Genomic DNA, 18,363 nt, shown 5'->3' on the forward strand with positions numbered 1-18,363 from the left:
AGGGGGCTTGATTGCTTCGAGATAACTTATTGGCATTTGTTATTTTTGCAATTTGTAGCGTTGGATTTTTCGTTTGGGGCTATCAATACATCCCGACAAATAACTACTTTTTATTCTTGATCGCTGGCATGTTTGGTCTTTTTATGGCCTTTAATATCGGTGGAAATGACGTTGCAAATAGCTTTGGCACAAGCGTTGGTGCTAAGACGCTAACACTTAAGCAAGCTCTCATCATCGCAGCTATTTTTGAGCTTAGCGGTGCGATATTTGCAGGATCAGAGGTTACAAATACGATTAGAAACGAGATCGTGAAATTTCCAAGCGATCTAAACCCGATGAAATTTGTCATCATCATGATCTCAGCCCTTCTTAGCTCAGGCCTTTGGCTATTTTACGCATCCAAAAAAGGTCTGCCAGTCTCGACCACTCACTCGATCGTTGGCGGCATAGTTGGAGCAGGACTTGCTATGGGCTTTATGATAAAAGATCCAGAACCATTTAACATGGTCTCATGGAGCGAGATCGGCAGGATCGCCGTAAGTTGGGTTATATCTCCACTACTTGGCGGCGTGATGTCTTACATTATATTTGGCTACGTAAAAAGTAAGATTATCGAGCCAACACATGAACTTAAAATGAATCTAAAAGCGCTAAAGGCTGAGAGAAAAGCATATAAAGAAAGCTTTGTAAAAGCACTAAAAACAAAGCCGGCCGAGGAGCAAATAGCTACTCTTTCAAAGATCGCAGTTATCGACGAGGACGAAATCGAAACCACTGAATACAGCGAGTATCGCTCAAAAATTCGCATCATGAAAGATGGTGAAAAAGAGATAGACACTTTTAAAGCGATGAAAAAGCACATCCCAATCATCGCTGGATTTGCCGCGATGGTGATCTCGTCGATGATGCTTTTTAAAGGGCTTGAGCATATAAATTTAGCCTTTAGTATTATCCAAACAGTCTGGATCATCTTCGTCATCGGAGCTCTAGCATATCTTGCAAGCCTTGCTATCATAAACGTCATGAGTAAAAACGATAGTGAAAAGAGCATCAATAGAATTTTCTCATGGTTTCAAATTTTTACCGCTTCATCTTTTGCGTTTTCACACGGCGCAAACGACATTGCAAATGCAGTTGGACCATTTGCAGCCGTACTTGACGTGCTAAAAACTGGCTCTATAAACGAAAGCTCGCCCATACCTAGTATCGCAATGGTAACCTTTGGTATCTCGCTTGTCGTTGGACTCTGGTTTTTAGGCAAAGAGGTGATCACTACTATAGGCTCAAAACTAGCCGAAATTTTGCCGACAACTGGCTTTAGTGCGGAGCTTGCCTCAAGTATCGTCATACTTCTAGCTACAAAGCTTGGCATACCAGTTAGCTCGACGCATATCCTAATAGGCGCAGTTTTGGGCATTGGCATCGTAAATAAAAACGCAAACTGGAAAATGGTAAGACCTATCATCTTAGCTTGGCTCATCACTCTTCCAGCGGCTGCTATCTCATCGGCTATATTTTACTTTGCCCTTGCTAAATTTCTAGGTGTTTAGTCATATTTTTAAATAGCAAAATCGCCCTATTCTTTTGATGTTTTTTGTATAAATTTTATATGAAAGCTTGGCAAGTCGATCCAACCTGCCAAGTAAATTTGAAGTTATTTTTTCTTAATGATAATCTTCTCACCATCGCTATCAATGGTGATCTCATCGCCACTTTCAAGCTCATCTTTTAAGATCATATCAGCGATCTTATCCTCAACTAGCTCATAAAGAGCTCTTCTAAGAGGTCTTGCGCCATAAACTATGTCAAAGCCAGCTTTTGCGATAAATTTCTTGGCCTCTTCGCTTAAAACTGCCTTGATACCGCGGTTGTGAAGAGTTTTTTCAAGCTCTTTAAACATGATCTCAACGATAGAGATTAGGCCTTGTTCATTTAGAGGATTAAATATGATAGTATCATCAAGCCTATTTAAAAACTCAGGTTTAAAGTAGTTTTTAAGCTCGTTTTTAACGGCTACATCGCGGTCTTCACCCTTTAGCTCCATTATTAAATTTGAAGCGATGTTTGAAGTTAAAATGATGATCGTGTTTTTAAAATCAACCGTTACACCTTTGTTATCAGTCGCGCGTCCATCATCTAAAATGCCCAAAAGTATGTTAAATACATCCTTGTGAGCCTTTTCAACCTCGTCAAAAAGTATGACTGAGTAAGGTCTTCTGCGAACTGCCTCTGTTAGCTGACCGCCCTCATCGTAGCCTACATATCCTGGAGGCGCACCAAGAAGCCTGCTCACGCTATGTTTTTCCATATATTCGCTCATATCAAAGCGGATAAGCGCCTTCTCATCGTCAAATAAGAACTTAGCCAAAGCCTTAGCAGACTGAGTTTTACCAACGCCTGTTGGTCCAAGAAATAAAAATGAACCAATCGGTCTTTGACCCTCATTTAGTCCAGCTTTGTTTCTCTTAACAGCACGTGCAAGTGCGTGTAGTGCGTCATCTTGACCAACAACGCTCTCTCTTAGATGCTCTTCGATGCGCAGATATTTCTCTTTTTCGCTTGTTAGCATCTTTTTAACTGAAATTCCAGTCCATTTGCTCAAAATTTCAGCCACAAGCTCTTCATCGACTTGATTTTTAAGAAGCACGCCCTCTTTTTTCATGCCTTCCCATTTTTCTTCAAGCTCGTGTTTGTGCTTTTTAGCGTCAGCTATCTTGCCATATTCTATCTCGGCAGCTTTTTGAAGATCACCATTTCTTTTTGCTATCTCAGCTTGTGATTTTAAGCTATCTATCTCTTTTGTTGCTTTTGAAATTCCGCCAAAAACAGCCTTTTCGTTTTCAAATTTTGTATCAAGTGCTAGCTTTTTCTCATTTAGGTCAGCTATCTCTTTTTCGATCTCGCCAAGTCTTTCTTTGTTTTTATCAGCATCCTCCATCTTTAGAGCTTCTTTTTCTACTTGAAGCGTTACGATTTCGCGTTTTATCTTTGAAAGCTCGTATGGCTCGCTCTCTATTTGCATCTTAAGCTCAGCTGCTGCCTCGTCTATAAGGTCGATCGCTTTATCTGGCAAGAAGCGGTTTGCGATGTAGCGGTCACTTAACCTTGCTGCGGCAACTAGCGCGCTATCTGTTATCGTGATGCCGTGGTGAACTTCAAGACGCTCTTTTATGCCACGTAAAATTTGAAGTGCCTCATTTACGCTTGGCTCTTTAACGTCTATTGGTTGAAAACGTCTTTGAAGCGCCGCATCTTTTTCAAAGTACTTTCTATACTCTTTTAATGTCGTCGCACCAACAGCGTGAAGCTCGCCACGTGCAAGAGCTGGTTTTAGGATATTTGCAGCATCCATTCCACCCTCGCTCGCACCAGCTCCAACTATGGTGTGAATTTCATCTATAAAAAGTATGATGTTACCAGCTTTTTTGACCTCGTCGATGACAGCTTTTAATCTATCTTCAAACTCGCCTCTATACTTTGCACCAGCTACGACTGCACTCATATCAAGCGCGATGACACGCTTGTTTGCAAGGCTTGTTGGCACGTCGCGAGCCACTATCTTTTGAGCCAAGCCCTCAACGATGGCTGTTTTACCAACGCCTGGCTCACCGAGCAAGATAGGGTTGTTTTTGCTCTTTCTTATTAAAATTTGCATCATTCTAGTGATCTCTTCATCACGGCCAATGACTGGATCAAGCTCTTTATTTAGCGCTTTTTGCGTTAGATCGATACCAAATTTCTCTAAGCTATCAAGAGTATCATCGCCAGTTTGGCTATCTATCTTTTTACCGCCTCTTATGCTCTCAAGGTTCTTTTTGATCTCTAAGATGTCGCAAAATTTGCTTAAAATTTGTTTGATCTCACTAAGCTCAAGAGATGAGATGATCCATGTATCAACAGCTATGTAGCTATCTCCCATGCTTACCATCAACGCTTTTGCATTTTCAAGAGAATTTATAAGCTCTCTTGAAACTGAAACGTTATCTTTTGTAACGTTTGAGCTACTTGGAAGTGAAGAAATTTTACTTTTTACTTCAAGCTCGACGGCGTCTTTACTTACATTCATTTTATTAAACACTTGGTTTAAAATAGAATTGCTATCTGCAAGCAAAGCCCAAAAAATATGAAGCGGAACAACTTGCGGATTTTTAGAAAATATCGCTAAACTAATACCTTTTTCAAGAGTTTCTTGCATCTGAGCTGTTAAATTTTCTGTTATATCAGCCATTAAATCTCCTTGGATTATTTTATATGGTCGCCATTATATAACTTTAGTCTTATATTGTCAAGTATTTTTATAATGCTTGTCACTCTTTTTATTTAATTGCTAAAATTTGCTGTTATAAATTTGTATCAAAAACTATCTAAAAGCAAAAATATAAGCTTAAATTTATACTTTTTTTAGCCAAAAGCTAATAGAATTGAGCCAAAAGTTATAGGAGAAATTTTGAATAAATTTAGTAGATTTTTTGCACTAAAAATTACAGGTGCTTTGCTTATCTCAAGTGTAGCAGTGAATGCACTTTTTGCAAAGAGTGAAGACGAAGCAAGTGCGAAGCTTGAAGCACTTTCAAAGCTTACAAAAACAATTTCAACCGTTGAAAAATACTATGTTGATGATATTAAATTTAAAGAGATCATTGATAAAGCCATAGCAGGGTTAATGCAAAATTTAGATGCCCACTCAAGCTTTTTAAATGAAAAAGCTTACAAAGATATGCAGGTGCAAACAAGTGGAGAATTTGGTGGCCTTGGCATAACAGTTGGCATGAAAGATAGCGCACTAACCGTTATTTCACCGATAGAAGATACCCCAGCTGATAAAGCAGGTATAAAATCAGGCGATATTATCTTAAGGATAGATGGCAACTCAACTATCGGCACAACGATAGATGAAGCTGTAAATAAAATGCGTGGCAAGCCAAAAACTCCAATAACTATCACAATTTTGCGAAAAGGTGAGCAAAAACCATTTGATGTAAAGATCATAAGAGATCTTATAAAGGTTGAGTCTGTCTATGCAAAAATGATAGAAAATGATAACATTCTTTACGTGCGTGTCACAAATTTTGACAAAAATGTTGTTACAAAGGTAAAAGAAGCAATCAAAGAATATCCAAAAGCAAGTGGTATCATACTTGATCTTAGAAACAATCCTGGCGGACTTTTAAATCAAGCTGTCGATCTAGTGGATCTTTTTGTAGATAACGGCGTCATCGTCTCTCAAAAGGGTCGCGACGCATCTGAAAATGTAGAGTATAAAGCAAGTGCTAGTAAAACTCTTTCAAAACTACCGCTTGTTGCACTAGTAAATGGCGGAAGTGCTAGTGCTAGCGAGATCGTAAGCGGCTCACTTCAAGACCATAAACGTGCTGTAATAATTGGCGAAAATACCTTTGGCAAAGGAAGCGTTCAAGTAATCCTTCCAATAGACGATACAGAAGCATTAAGGCTAACTATTGCAAGATACTACTTACCAAGTGGCAGAACTATCCAAGCAGTTGGCGTAACACCTGATGTAGTCGTGCATCCTGGCAAAGTGCCACAAAGCGACGATAGTGCATTTAGTATCAAAGAGAGCGAGTTAAAAGCACACCTAAAAAGCGAGCTAAACAAGATAAATCCTACAAGCGAGGGCAATAAAACTGAAGCAAAAGATGATAAAAAGATAATCACGCAAAAAAAAGTTGATGAAGATATTCAATTAAAAACAGCAATTGATACGATCAAAATTTTAAAAATAAAACAATAAATTTAGAAGGAGATCTCCATGCAAAAAAGAGAGCTTATTTACGAGGGAAAAGGCAAAAAAATGTATGCCACAGACGATGCAAATCTGCTTGTGGCTGAATTTAAAGACGATCTAACAGCATTTGATGCTCAAAAAAGAGGCAACGAAGCTGGAAAAGGCGCATTAAATAATAAAATTTCAACACAGCTTTTTAGGCTTTTGGAGAGTAAAGGCATCGTGACTGACCTAGTTGAGACTATTAGCGACACTGAGCAAGTAGTCAAAAAATGTGAGATCATACCTCTTGAAGTTGTTGTTAGAAATATCGCAACTGGTTCACTTAGCAAAAGACTTGGCATAAAAGAAGGCACGGTTTTACCTTTTACACTTGTTGAGTTTTACTACAAAAACGACGATTTGCACGATCCATTAGTAACAGATGAGCACTGTATCATTATGGGATTAGTAAAGAGTGAAAAAGATCTTCAAACTCTAAGACACACAGCAAGAGAGATCAACTCTATATTATTTAAATTTTTTGCCGAAAGAGATCTAAAACTAGTCGATTTTAAAATAGAATTTGGTATCGATAAAGACGGCAATATCATTTTAGCTGATGAAATAAGTCCTGATAGTTGTAGATTCTGGGATGCTAAAACTAATGAAAAACTTGACAAAGATAGATTTAGACAAGACCTTGGTAGCGTAAAAGTCGCTTACGAAGAAGTTTTAAGAAGAATTTTATCGTAAGGACAAAAATGAAAGCTGTTGTAAATATAGCATTAAGAAGTGGGGTCCTTGACCCTGCTGGCAAAGCAGTGGAGCATGCTTTAAATTCTCTCGGATTTAGTGGTGTATCAAATGTCAGAATAGGCAAACAAATCGTTTTAGATATCGATGAGAGCGATAAAAACAAAGCAAACGAGCAGCTAAAAGTGATGTGTGAAGAGCTTTTAGCAAATACTGTCATCGAAGACTATGAGATCGTGCTATGAAAGTAGCGATAATACTTTTTCCTGGCACAAACTGCGAAGAAGATACAGCTCATGCATTTAAATTACTTGGTTGCCAAACAAAGATCATTTGGCACAAAGAAGATAAAATTGATGCTGATCTAGTCGTACTTCCAGGCGGTTTTAGCTATGGAGATTATCTAAGAACAGCTGCGATAGCCAAATTTAGCCCAGCGATGCAAGCTGTAAAAGAGCATGCAAAAAAAGGCGGCTACATCTTAGGGATTTGCAATGGTTTTCAGATGCTGCTTGAGCTTGGACTCTTAAAGGGTGCGATGAGAAGAAATGAAAATTTAAATTTCGTCTCAAAATATCACCATCTAAAAGTGATCTCAAATAACAATAAATTCTTAGCAAATTTAGCCAAAAATGAAGTGGTTAATATCCCTATTGCTCATGGCGAGGGCAACTATTATACTGATGAAAACACTCTAAAAAGCCTTTATGACAACGATCAAGTATTACTAAAATACTGTGATGCTAAAGGCAACGAAATAAATCCAAACGGCTCAGTCGATAGCATAGCAGGAATTTGTGATGAGAACAAAAAGATTTTTGGTCTCATGCCTCACCCAGAGCGCGCTTGCGAGAAAATTTTAGGTACAGATGATGGTATAAAGATGCTAAAAGGTCTAGTTTGGTAAAACATTTTCTTTTTATCTCCCTACTCGTACTAAATTTATTTGCTGTAAATACTGACGAGGTAAGCGTTTTTGACATGATGGACGAAGCTAGGGAGGATAAATTTGTAAATAGCCCTACTTCAAATCCAAAAACTCAAAAACCACCAAAAGAACAAGATTTTTCAAGAAAATTTGTGTCACCACAGCCAGAGCGTATCACTCCAGAGCAGATGCGAAACATCGTGCCAACAAACGAGCCAGATATTAGCGTCCCAGACAATCAGGTATATGACAAGATCAAAGTAAAAGAACTTCTTTTAAAAGCCACAAATGTACCAAAAAATGTTGTTATAGGAGAAATTTTTAGTGTTGAGATAGTGGCTGATACACAAAATGACTTTGAGTTTGAGTTTGAGACACAGCTTGATGAAACAAATATCAAATGGCTAAATAAGAAAAATTTTCAATGGGTAAAAAGCGAAGACAACAAATATGTAGGTACTTTTTATCTTGAGGCAACAAGCATTGATGCAAAGACTTTAAAAGTTAGCTTGGATCTAAAAAGAAATGGCGAGAACTATCAAAACTCTAGCATAAATATCTTTTTACCAAAGCTAAAAGAGCTTAGAAGCGATGAGAACTACAACCATATCGTCGCTGATAACCTTGAGGTAAAGAAATTTAAGACAACAAAATTTGATGATATAAACAATATCATGGTTGTAGAAATTTATGGCAACAACGTAGATCTAAGTGCTTTTAATATTGAAAATAAGACAATTTTAAAGCAAGGCGTAGATACTATAAATGGCGATTTTAACTCACAAAGTGCATATTATTTTGCAGTATTTAAGCCAAATAAAAAATCGCTTGACTTTAACTATTACAACCTAAAAAAGGCCAAATTTGAAAGCTTTTCTTTGCCAGTGAGTGTTGAAGATGACGATGTCAGCACACAAATCGGACTAAACCCAAAACAAAGCGAGTTTAGCACCTATAAAGATGTCATAATCTACTCTTGTGCGGTAATTTTTATATTATTAGCTATTTGGCGCAGAAGGCTTAGCTACTTTTTCGTAGCAGCCATTTTTATAGCACTTGGAATTTATACCTACAACCCTTTTGGTAAGGCTGTTCTAAGACCAGACATTAGCGTTTCGATCTTGCCTACAAAAAACTCAACCATCTTTTACACATCTCATAAAAATGAAAATGTAGAAATTTTAGACACAAAAGGTGACTACTCAAAAATTTTATTTGCTGATGGTAAGATTGGCTGGGTAAAAAAGGATAATCTTGTCAAAAATTAGAGCTTTATTTTTTGCTATTGAGTTTGTTATCAGCGTTGTTCTAGTCGTTTTTTTTATGTGGCTATTTAATGACAAAAATAGAGCCATAAGAAAATTTTGGGGAAGATCGCAAAGGTTTTTTGGTGGCTATAAACTTGAAGTGATAGGCAATTTTAGTGATGAAGCAAATATCTTGCTCATAAACCACCAAAGCATGCTTGATATCATCGTCATCGAAGAGCTACACCCAAAAAATGTATGCTGGATCGCAAAGGCACAGATCGGCAAAATTCCTATAATTGGTAAAATTTTAAGCTTGCCAAAAATGATAGCGGTTGAACGTGAAAATAAACACTCTCTTATAAAGCTTTTAAGTGAAGCAAAAGATAGAGTTGAAAATGGTCGCGTCTTAGCCATATTTCCCGAAGGAACTAGATCTCAAACTAATAAGCTTTTACCTTTTAAAGGTGGTGCAAAGATGTTAGTTGAAAAGCTAAATTTGAAAGTTCAACCTATCGTTATCGTAGGAAGCGATGCTATGAAAGTGAAAGAATTTAGCTTTAAAAAAGCAGATATCAAGCTCTTTTGCCTTGATTTAGTCGATACTTCAAAAGACAACTGGCTAGAGGCGACTAGAGAGAGTATGCAAAAAGTCCTAGACAAAAATAGAAAATAAATTTGGCTTTGCAAATTTACAAAGCCCCTCCTGCTCTATATCATTATCTATAAAAATTTGACTTTATACTAGAAATTTTTATCAATAAATTTAAAAAGGTCTAGCGGGAGCTAGACCTAAAAATATTAGCTTAAGAGGTAAGCTTTCAAGTCCTAAAGACACTAAGTTTTGAATTTAATGCATCTGTCATCTTGTTTAGATGTTCTGCTGCTGAAGCTATCTCTTCGACACTTCTAGCATTTTCAGATGAAATTTGGTTGATATTTGAGATGCCTTCCATGATTTCATTTACATTTTTGCCAGTTGCTATGTAGTCTTGCATAGTCTTATCAGACATTGCTATGGCATTATTCATTGTCTCACTCATAACATTTATAGTTTTTTCAACGTCGCTTGCCACGTGAGTTAACTCTTGGATCTGTTTAGAGTTGATACCCATTTGCTCACTGCTATCATTGATCGCTTGAACGATGACATTGATAGTTGCATTTATCTCAGTTAAACTCTTTTGAGTCCTCTCGGCTAGCTGTCTAACTTCATCAGCAACAACGGCAAAGCCACGTCCATGCTCGCCTGCTCTTGCAGCCTCGATAGCTGCGTTAAGTGCAAGTAAATTTGTTTGATCAGCTATATCATTGATAACAACAAGGACTGATTTTACCTGCTCGGCATCACGGCTAAGCTGATCGATCTTATCAGCCATTTGATTTTCTACATTAGCAGAATCAATAATCTGCGCCGATAGCGATCTTATAGCTTCAGTTGCCGTTTTTATATGCGTGCTTGCTTTTTGAAGATCGTCTTTGCCAGCCTGAGCTACTGCTAAAGATTCTTTCATATTTTCTTGCATTACTTTACATCTTTGATTTGTCTCTTCCACTATTTCGGTTGATTTTTCTACACGTTTGCCTGTCTGAAGAGATGTAGAACTAAGCTCATTTGCAACGGAGCTATTTTCACTTGAAAGGTGCTTTGTATCACTTATTAATATTCTTATTCTTTCAATAAAATCATTTATATCTTTACTTATTTTAGCTATTTCATCTTTACCATAAATAGGAATTTTAATTGTAAAATCAGATGTTATCGCATTTAAATTTGTTCCTAGTCTATCGATAGGATTTGCAACCATCTTTTTAAGTAAGAGCATCGAAACAGCTATCAAAAGTAAGGTAACTATGATGCTTGCTATGATGAAATTTTTGCTAACTACTTTTAGTGGTGTTAAAAAATCATCAGTAACAGCTGAACCTAAAACCATCCAGTCTAGTTTATCAAATGACTCAAAAGCAACTATGCAGTCAACCCCACCAATTATAATAGGCTCAATGCCCTTTCCTTTTTTAACAATATTATCCATAGTAGTTTTTAATTCACTACTTAGCTCTTGATTTGCCTTGGTTGGATGAAAGTCAAATTTACCAGTTTTAGTATTGTAAAGAGAAAAATATCCATGCTTACCAAGTTTCATCTCAGAAAAAGTCTTTTTCATATTGTTTAATCCCTCGGTAGGATCATAACCAACAAATAAAATTCCTATTACCTCGTTATTTTCAATAATAGGATCATAAATGCTCATATAGTTGCGTCCAAATAAATTTACAACGCCTATATACCTCTCTTTATTCATGATATTTTTATAGGCTTGACCGTTTTTGTCAATCATCGTACCAACAGCTCTACTACCATCAGTCTTCGTCACCGATGTACTAACTCTTAAAAAATTATCACCCGATTTTGCAAAAATGGTTGAAATTCCACCTTTTGTAGCTTTATTAAATTTATCCAGAATATCGTAGTTGTTGTTTAAAATACCATTTTGAGATATTAGATCTATCGCTTCGTATTTGTCAGTCTTGCTCATCTGGTGATTAGTTGAAATTTTTCCAATCATCTCTTTAAAAACACTCATTATTAGCTCTGCACTACTTACATTATCTTTTTCAAATAATTTAACCGTATTCATAGCAAGCTGGACGTTTTGTTCTACTGTTGTAAGCACACCATCTTTTATCTCGCGCTCTAAAATATTTGATGTATATACAACAAAACATGCCATAGATACTGCCAAAACCGTAGCAATCGTTGCTGAAACTTTTACCAAAATGCTTCGTAAATTCATTTTGTCTCCTTTTTCTAAAAATTTTCGTCTTGATTATAGCACTATTTTAAATAAACTTTATACAAGAATGCATAATTAATAATAATTAATAAATTATCATTATTATTTTATTCATAAACTATAACTTTTTTGAAATCATTTTAAAAAATTAATTTAAAAACCTTGATAGTTATGCTATCAAGGTTAAGTATATTTTTATCACTTTGTGTTATAATCTGCCAAAAATTTTAAAACAAGGAAAAGAAAAATGGCAGATAAATTTGAATTTCAGACCGAGGTCAATGACCTTTTAAATTTGATGATCCACTCTCTTTACTCAAACAAAGAGATATTTTTAAGAGAGCTCATCTCAAACTCAAACGACGCTCTTGACAAGCTAAACTACCTATGCTTGACCGATGAAAAGTATAAAAGCTTAAGCTACACTCCAAGGATCGATATCAAAGTAGATGATAAGGCTAAAATTTTAACTATCAGCGACAATGGTATTGGTATGGATAAAGACGAGCTTATCGCAAATTTAGGCACGATAGCAAGAAGTGGCACAAAAGGTTTTATGAAAAATTTAAGCGGCGATGCCAAAAAAGATAGCTCGCTGATCGGTCAGTTTGGTGTTGGCTTTTACTCAGCATTTATGGTGGCAAACAAGATCGAGGTCATAAGCAAACGAGCACTTAGCGACAAAGCCTATAAATGGACATCTGATGCAAAAAGCTACGAGATCGAAGATACTAAAAAAGATGGCTTTGGAACGGATATCATCTTACATTTAAATGATGATGAGTTTGCAAATTCTTGGCGTATTGAAGAAATAGTCAAGAAGTATTCAAATCACATTCCTTATCCTATATTTATGGACAAACAAAGCTATGTCGCTCCAAAAGAAGGCGAAAAAGAAGGCACATATGAGACTAAAAATGAGCAAATAAACAAGGCAAATGCGCTTTGGAGACTAAATAAAGCCAGCCTAAAAGAGCAAGACTACAACGACTTTTATAAGCAAATTTCTCACGATAGTAGCGATCCTCTTCTTTATATCCACACAAAAGCTGAGGGCAAGATCGAGTACTCAACTCTATTTTATGTACCAAGCACCGAGCCATTTGATCTATTTAGGGTTGATTATCAAAGTGGCGTGAAGCTCTATGTGAAAAGAGTCTTTATCACAGATGATGCAAAAGAACTCTTGCCGCCATATTTAAGATTCATCAAGGGTATCATTGATGTTGAGGATCTACCATTAAATGTAAGCCGTGAAATTTTACAAGAAAATGCGATCATGAGAAGCGTCAAAGAGCAAAGTGTGAAGAAAATTTTAAGCGAGCTTGCAAAGTTAAAAGATAACGACCGCGAAAAATACATAAAATTTTACAAACTATTTGGCAAGGTTTTAAAAGAAGGTCTTTATGGATTTAGTGCTGAAAAAGAGCAAATTTTAGATCTTTGTCTGTTTAAAAGCTTAAAAAGAGATGGTTTAATTAGCCTAAAAGAGTACAAAGAGGCAATGAAAGATGATCAAAAGTCGATCTACTACATCAGTGGCAACAACGAAAATATGCTAAGAAATTCTCCGCTTCTTGAGAGCTTTAAGAAAAATGATATTGAGGTTCTTATTATGGATGAAGAGATCGATACGATCGTAATGCCAATGGTTAATGAATTTGACAAAACACCTCTAAAATCAGTCTCACACGCTGATATAAATGACGAGATCAAAAATGATGAGAAGATCGATGAGAGCAAGGTTGCAAACACACTTATTAAAATGAAAGAAATTTTAAAAGATGAAGTCAAAGATGTAAGACTAAGCTCAAGACTCTCAAGCTCGGCTGCGGTGCTAATTTATGATAAAAACGATCCTGATTACGCTATGCAAGAGATGCTAAAACAAATGGGACAAGGCGTAAATGCTCCAAAAGTTAAACCGATCTTGGAGATCAACGCTGATCATGAAATCTTTGCAAAACTTGAGAAAAATGAGGCGATGGTTTATGACATCGCGCCTTTACTTCTTGATATGGCAAGGCTAAATGAGGGCATGAGCCTAGAAAATCCTGCTAAATTTTCAGAGCTATTAACGAAAGTCATGTTAAAAGCTATCTAAATTTATAAAGCCCAAGAGAAATTTTGGGCTTTACTCTTCTTTATAAAATTTAAATTTCTATAATAGATCGACCTGTACACCATCTTGGATCTCAAGAAAAACAGTGTGTCTTGTGTTTATTGTATTTCCATTGATAGTTTCTTGGCGATTAAATGTCGCTTTATAGACTTGATTTACTGCGTCACCCTCGCTTGTGACATCTACTTTGTTATATATGTCACCTACAACACTATGTTTTCTATTTAGCGTAGCAACATCAGCTTTTGTAGCTTTTACAAAGTCATGTGTGAGCTGTACTAGGTCTTTGCTATCGCCTATGACTTTTAACACTGTATTTACACTCTCACTAGCTGCACTATTGCTTGCATCCCTTGTGTTTCTGCTATCAATAATATCAAAGACACCATCTGGGCTAAATTTTATAGATACCGCCTGATCGGCACTTCCTAGCTGGATCTTTTCAAAGTTATTTATCTTTTTAACGTTATCTAAATTTGAAAAATCCACATCATCAACAACTATCAGAGTGTCCACGCCGCCTCTGCCATCTATCATTCTATCCTTACTATAAACAAAAGCATCGTCTAGGTTGCCACCTTTTATATCACCCTCTTGTCTTAGATATACTAGATCGCCAAAATTTGATTCGCCGTATTTACTAGCGTCACTTAGCTCGTAAGAATTTGTAGTCCCTATCTTTTTTAAATGTCCATTTTGAATAAGTGCTTCAACGTAATTATTACTAAAGAGATGCGTGCCGCTACCTTGTGCTCCAACTAGCATAGATGAAGGATATGGATCTTGAGGGCCATAAGTGTTTGCTACACTTTTTGGAAGCATATATAAAGATAAGTTCATCTCACCAGTTCCGTCCATATACTCCACATCAAGTTTATAAAAACCAGCTTTATCAAATGTAAAATCCCTACTCCACCACTGACCATTTTTACCATACGATGCTTCCGTCGTCGGGTTTATATATGTTGTTGGACTTCCAAATTTTTGTATCGTTCCATTTATAGTAAGCTCTGCATAGTTATGCAAATCTGCTGCTCTTACAGAGTATATTCCAGGTGCACTTACATATATCCAGCCATTCATCTTCATAACAAGATCAGATCCAACAGGATTTGACTCGCCAAGAGTATAATTGCCAGGCTTGCCCTTTAAAACTCCATTTGCAAAGCTTATATTATCACCTGTGCCAGCAGCAGTATCGACGCCATTTCTAAATTTCTTTGGTGCATATGGATTAGACGCATCATATAAGGCACTATCTTTATGCCTACCAACTCTAGCTAGGTCCTCCGCATGCATATTTCCTTGATTAGACAACGTCTTATAGTGTGTTCCTGAAGCAAACTGCACAACATCGTAGGTGGTAGAGGCACTTGGAGAATAAATTTCCATATAGTCTTTATAGATAGGCTTGCCGCCTTGCGTACTATAAACACCGGAATTGTTACCAACTCTAGCTCTCCATGACGGATCTACGTAGTTGTAAAACCACATATCAGCATCAAGACCGCTATTGCCAATAAATGTAACAGTACTAATAGATACGTTTCCTGCGGCGTCAGAATTTTTTATCATAAAATTTGCCCCAGTACTATTGGCTGATAGGGCAAAATTTTCAGAATAGCTATGTGTGTTATCAAGAGACGAGCTTTTGTGAACAGAATTTAGCAAATCATAAAGATCAACTTTATTTATGGTATTTTTATTAAGAGTGTTGTTACCATTTGAGTCGGTTCCGATACTGCCTGAAATATCTACACTAGTAACATTAGACGTAGCATTTGGTGTGCCTATCGCATCTGGAGTAGCATCAAGATCGACTCGAACCAAGAGATCATCATCTTTTGTTTCATCACTCTTTAAAACAGTCGCTCTAATATTTGAGTATCTTTCATCTAGCTTTATCCCAAGCGCTTCAAAGTCCATATTTACACGCTTGTCCGCACCTACAACTAGATCTATATAGTTTTGTCCGTTTGGTAAAATTTTAGCATTACCATGGTCATCTTCAAGAGCTAAACGAAGCTTGGTTCCAGGAGCACGGTCTACACCAAAGACTATATTTGGCTGCTCATCGTTGGTAAGAGAAATATTGTACTCTTTTATAGTTTTGCTCTCATTATCAAAGTTATTTTTCTGAATAACTTTTTCATTATCTCCTGCTCTTAAGTATTTTGCGATATTTATAACCCCTCCATCTATCTGCGTGGCAAGCTTTACATCGTCAATATACTCTAAAATTCCAAAATCAAACAATCTACCACGGATACCATCAGTCGTCGTAGCCTCACCAGGTGTTGTGATAGTAGCTCTAACCGGCGTAGAATGATCCATAGAAATAGGAACGTCTGGTATGCTAAATTTACCACCGGCTATTGGAAGCGGTGCCGAACCATCGCTTGGCACGGCTGTTAGTCCATCGTCGCTTATGGTATATTTGACAGTTGTTGTAACAGATGGTATGGTAGGGGTTGATATCGTGACGTTTATGCTGCTTCCTGGTTTTGTATTATTAGGTAGGTAGATATCAAGATCGCTTTGAGTCGATGACGAGCCAGAAGGAGTTGTAATGCTATCTATCAGTCCATCACCATCATTGTCTCTTGCAAACTGCACCTTTATGCTATTATCTAGAGTTATCTTGTCTGTGACTGGGGCTGCTTTGTTGCCAGCTTTATCAGTAAATGTAGTTGTAAAATTTGTTGTAAGCCCATAAAGCCTTGTGGTGGTCTCTATGGTGCCATTATTTACACTAATAGGCACACCATCATCTCTCGTGGCACTATATACACCAGACGCGTTTTTAGAAATTTTAATAGTGATTTTATCTGTTTTACCATCACTTCCTGCAATATCTATCTCAAATTTATCACCATCTTTTGCATCGTTTGGAATTTTTATCTTTATCGGTGTCTTTACGCCATCAGGGCTAAAGCCACTCTCCTTGCTGATTAGAACACCATCTTTATCGCTATCTTTTGCAAACTGTACATGTGGGGATTTAATAGGTGCAACTATATCGCTTGAAATTTCACTCACGCTTGAAGCTTTTGGGGTGCCAGTCGTGCCATCAATGATCGTCGTACTTAGCCTTTTTCTACTTGGATCGCTCGAGTTTGTTGGATCAGCAATTGTGATCTTGCCATTTTTGATAGGAATAATCTCTGTACCACCATCAAGTGTAGCACTAAGTCCGTCAGATGAGATGGTATATGTCTTTGTTACGCTTGTTGGTGTGCTAGCTGGATTATCAACTTTGATACGGATCTTGTCGCCAGCTGTAGCATTGTTTGGCACATAAATATCTATCATTAAGGCCGCGCTACCACTTTTTGCGAGCTCGGCTAAATTTATCATGCCATCTTTATTCTCATCAAGTGTAAAAACAGCGATTGGGTCATTGTTATTTGCTATGGTTATGGTTTCAGTTGCGCCTGGATTGCCCGACTTACTTATCATTTGGATATTTACATTTGTTGGAGTTGAAGATGAAATTTTAACCGCATTTGCTACGTTAAAACCGACATTTCCACCACTTTCACTTGTAAGCGGATAGCTCTCGCCACTCTCTTTATCTACAAGCATATTACCAGATGTTTTAACCAGCACTTTTTCATGTAAAGTTCCGTCAGGATCAGTGGTAGTTAGTTTTATCTTGTCACCTATTTTAATATTTGGCGATAATATGACCTTTGCATTATCACTTGGTGTGCTAATTGCTGGATTAAAGCTATTTTCGCTTGCATCTATGACGCCATCTCGGTTTAAATCTTTACCCAAAACTACCTTTTTAAAAGCAAGAGCTGGAGTGATAGTATCAACACTTGTGGCTATATTTGCCACAGATGAATTAGTGCCATTTGCTAGAGTGATGCTAGAATTTACACTAAATGTAGCATTTGGAGTGACAGTGACACTTGGAATGATAAATTCTTTTTGCACTGGGTTTGTAGCATTTGACGAAATAGGTAAAATTTCACTTGGATTATTTATATTTATCACGCTTGTACCAGCTTGATCAACTTTATAAACAAGCATAGTCTTTACACCGTTGTTTATGACTTCTAATGTCACTTTGTCGTTTGGCTTGAAGTCATTATTAAAAGCAACCGCTATACTTGTATGGTTTGGATCACCGCCTGCTTCTGCAATATTTATATAGCTGTCGCCATCAATGTCTTTTAAAATTCTAACGCTTGGTGCCACAATAACTGGAACACTCTCTTTTTGCTCTACCGCTGCTACCGCACCGCTAATAGACCTATGTGCCAATGCCGACTCTTTTAATATGACTGGCAGTACAACCGCACCACCATCAACACCAATAATATTTGAGATGTGACCTTGTGTATCAAAATTTAAACCATTTATGCTTGCGAAGCTACTGCTGTGGCTTGAGCCATGAGAACTATGACTTTCGTTATGAGGGCTGTCGTCTTCGCCTTTGTTTTTTGTTTCTTCATTCTCAACAAGAAAATTTCTCTTATCTTCTTCTATCTGGGCTTCGCTGCCTTGCGTATTAAAATTTGCTTTTGATAGCTCTTTTGTGATGACGATAGTTTGGGGCTCAAGTAGCGCAATAGGCGAAGCGTGATAGAAATTTATAACGACTGTATCACCGCTGCTTTGTGTTATGATCTCGTCGCCTAAAAATATCTCATCTCCCTGTTTTAGTGCGATCAACTTTCCATTGCGTTTTACAAATACTTTTCCACTTATTTTTGCGACTATACCAACGTTTTGCATATTTAGTCCTTTAAATTTAATAATCAATCCATTTAAAATTT

Annotated in this window: 10 protein-coding genes and 2 pseudogenes; 8 read left to right on the plus strand and 4 right to left on the minus strand. The window is 37.0% G+C overall.

Going from position 1 to position 18,363, the window contains the following annotated elements; genetic code table 11:
• Positions 1-11: 11 nt before the first annotated feature.
• Positions 12-1,550: an inorganic phosphate transporter gene (locus tag G6W45_RS03660; RefSeq protein ID WP_194167555.1), complete on the plus strand. Its 1,539-nt coding sequence runs from the start codon at positions 12-14 to the stop codon at positions 1,548-1,550.
• Positions 1,551-1,654: 104 nt separating this feature from the next.
• On the opposite strand, the gene G6W45_RS03665 is transcribed toward G6W45_RS03660, so the two are convergent.
• Positions 1,655-4,228, minus strand: coding sequence for an ATP-dependent Clp protease ATP-binding subunit (locus G6W45_RS03665; protein WP_194167556.1), 2,574 nt, complete (start codon positions 4,226-4,228; stop codon positions 1,655-1,657).
• 207 nt (positions 4,229-4,435) lie between these two features.
• Here G6W45_RS03665 and G6W45_RS03670 point away from each other — a divergent pair, with 207 nt between their 5' ends.
• Genes G6W45_RS03670 through G6W45_RS03695 form a run of 6 tightly spaced genes read left to right on the plus strand, consistent with a single transcriptional unit; the run spans position 4,436 to position 9,332 of the window.
• On the plus strand, positions 4,436-5,752 hold the full coding sequence (locus G6W45_RS03670; RefSeq protein WP_374057345.1) for a S41 family peptidase: 1,317 nt from the start codon (positions 4,436-4,438) through the stop codon (positions 5,750-5,752).
• Between the two features lie 18 nt (positions 5,753-5,770).
• On the plus strand, positions 5,771-6,481 hold the full coding sequence (gene purC / locus G6W45_RS03675; RefSeq protein WP_103624883.1) for a phosphoribosylaminoimidazolesuccinocarboxamide synthase: 711 nt from the start codon (positions 5,771-5,773) through the stop codon (positions 6,479-6,481).
• Positions 6,482-6,489: 8 nt separating this feature from the next.
• Complete coding sequence (gene purS, locus G6W45_RS03680; protein ID WP_087577064.1) at positions 6,490-6,726, plus strand: phosphoribosylformylglycinamidine synthase subunit PurS; 237 nt, start codon at positions 6,490-6,492, stop codon at positions 6,724-6,726.
• Positions 6,723-7,388 (plus strand): phosphoribosylformylglycinamidine synthase I, encoded by a 666-nt coding sequence (purQ, locus tag G6W45_RS03685; RefSeq protein ID WP_103624882.1) that lies wholly within the window; start codon positions 6,723-6,725, stop codon positions 7,386-7,388. Before purS ends, purQ begins: the two co-directional genes overlap by 4 nt.
• Positions 7,382-8,677, plus strand: a complete 1,296-nt coding sequence (locus G6W45_RS03690) for an SH3 domain-containing protein (RefSeq protein ID WP_107776270.1) — start codon at positions 7,382-7,384, stop codon at positions 8,675-8,677. The genes purQ and G6W45_RS03690 overlap by 7 nt, the downstream gene beginning before the upstream one ends.
• Positions 8,658-9,332, plus strand: coding sequence for a lysophospholipid acyltransferase family protein (locus G6W45_RS03695; RefSeq protein WP_230862276.1), 675 nt, complete (start codon positions 8,658-8,660; stop codon positions 9,330-9,332). Before G6W45_RS03690 ends, G6W45_RS03695 begins: the two co-directional genes overlap by 20 nt.
• 145 nt (positions 9,333-9,477) lie before the next feature.
• Here G6W45_RS03695 and G6W45_RS10065 read toward each other — a convergent pair.
• Together G6W45_RS10065 and G6W45_RS10070 are read right to left on the minus strand one after the other, a co-directional pair.
• Positions 9,478-10,530 (minus strand): annotated as a pseudogene (locus tag G6W45_RS10065) (methyl-accepting chemotaxis protein); the annotation flags it as partial.
• A gap of 27 nt (positions 10,531-10,557) precedes the next feature.
• Positions 10,558-11,454 (minus strand): annotated as a pseudogene (locus G6W45_RS10070) (Cache 3/Cache 2 fusion domain-containing protein); the annotation flags it as partial.
• 247 nt (positions 11,455-11,701) lie between these two features.
• Here G6W45_RS10070 and htpG point away from each other — a divergent pair.
• Positions 11,702-13,558: a molecular chaperone HtpG gene (htpG, locus tag G6W45_RS03705; protein WP_194167557.1), complete on the plus strand. Its 1,857-nt coding sequence runs from the start codon at positions 11,702-11,704 to the stop codon at positions 13,556-13,558.
• Positions 13,559-13,615: 57 nt separating this feature from the next.
• On the opposite strand, the gene G6W45_RS03710 is transcribed toward htpG, so the two are convergent.
• Positions 13,616-18,322 carry a hypothetical protein gene (locus tag G6W45_RS03710; protein ID WP_194167558.1) on the minus strand — a complete coding sequence of 1,569 codons (4,707 nt, stop codon included), beginning with the start codon at positions 18,320-18,322 and terminating at the stop codon, positions 13,616-13,618.
• Between the last annotated feature and the right edge of the window lie 41 nt (positions 18,323-18,363).

Source organism: Campylobacter concisus (assembly GCF_015229955.1).
Lineage (GTDB): Bacteria > Campylobacterota > Campylobacteria > Campylobacterales > Campylobacteraceae > Campylobacter_A > Campylobacter_A concisus_AT.

Bases quoted from the DNA above. Each gene is read 5' to 3' on its own strand.
- purQ (WP_103624882.1), top strand. From the start codon at position 6,723: ATGAAAGTAGCGATAATACTTTTTCCTGGCACAAACTGCGAAGAAGAT.
- purS (WP_087577064.1), top strand. From the start codon at position 6,490: ATGAAAGCTGTTGTAAATATAGCATTAAGAAGTGGGGTCCTTGACCCT.
- htpG (WP_194167557.1), top strand. From the start codon at position 11,702: ATGGCAGATAAATTTGAATTTCAGACCGAGGTCAATGACCTTTTAAAT.
- purC (WP_103624883.1), top strand. From the start codon at position 5,771: ATGCAAAAAAGAGAGCTTATTTACGAGGGAAAAGGCAAAAAAATGTAT.
- G6W45_RS03710 (WP_194167558.1), bottom strand. From the start codon at position 18,322: ATGCAAAACGTTGGTATAGTCGCAAAAATAAGTGGAAAAGTATTTGTA.
- G6W45_RS03665 (WP_194167556.1), bottom strand. From the start codon at position 4,228: ATGGCTGATATAACAGAAAATTTAACAGCTCAGATGCAAGAAACTCTT.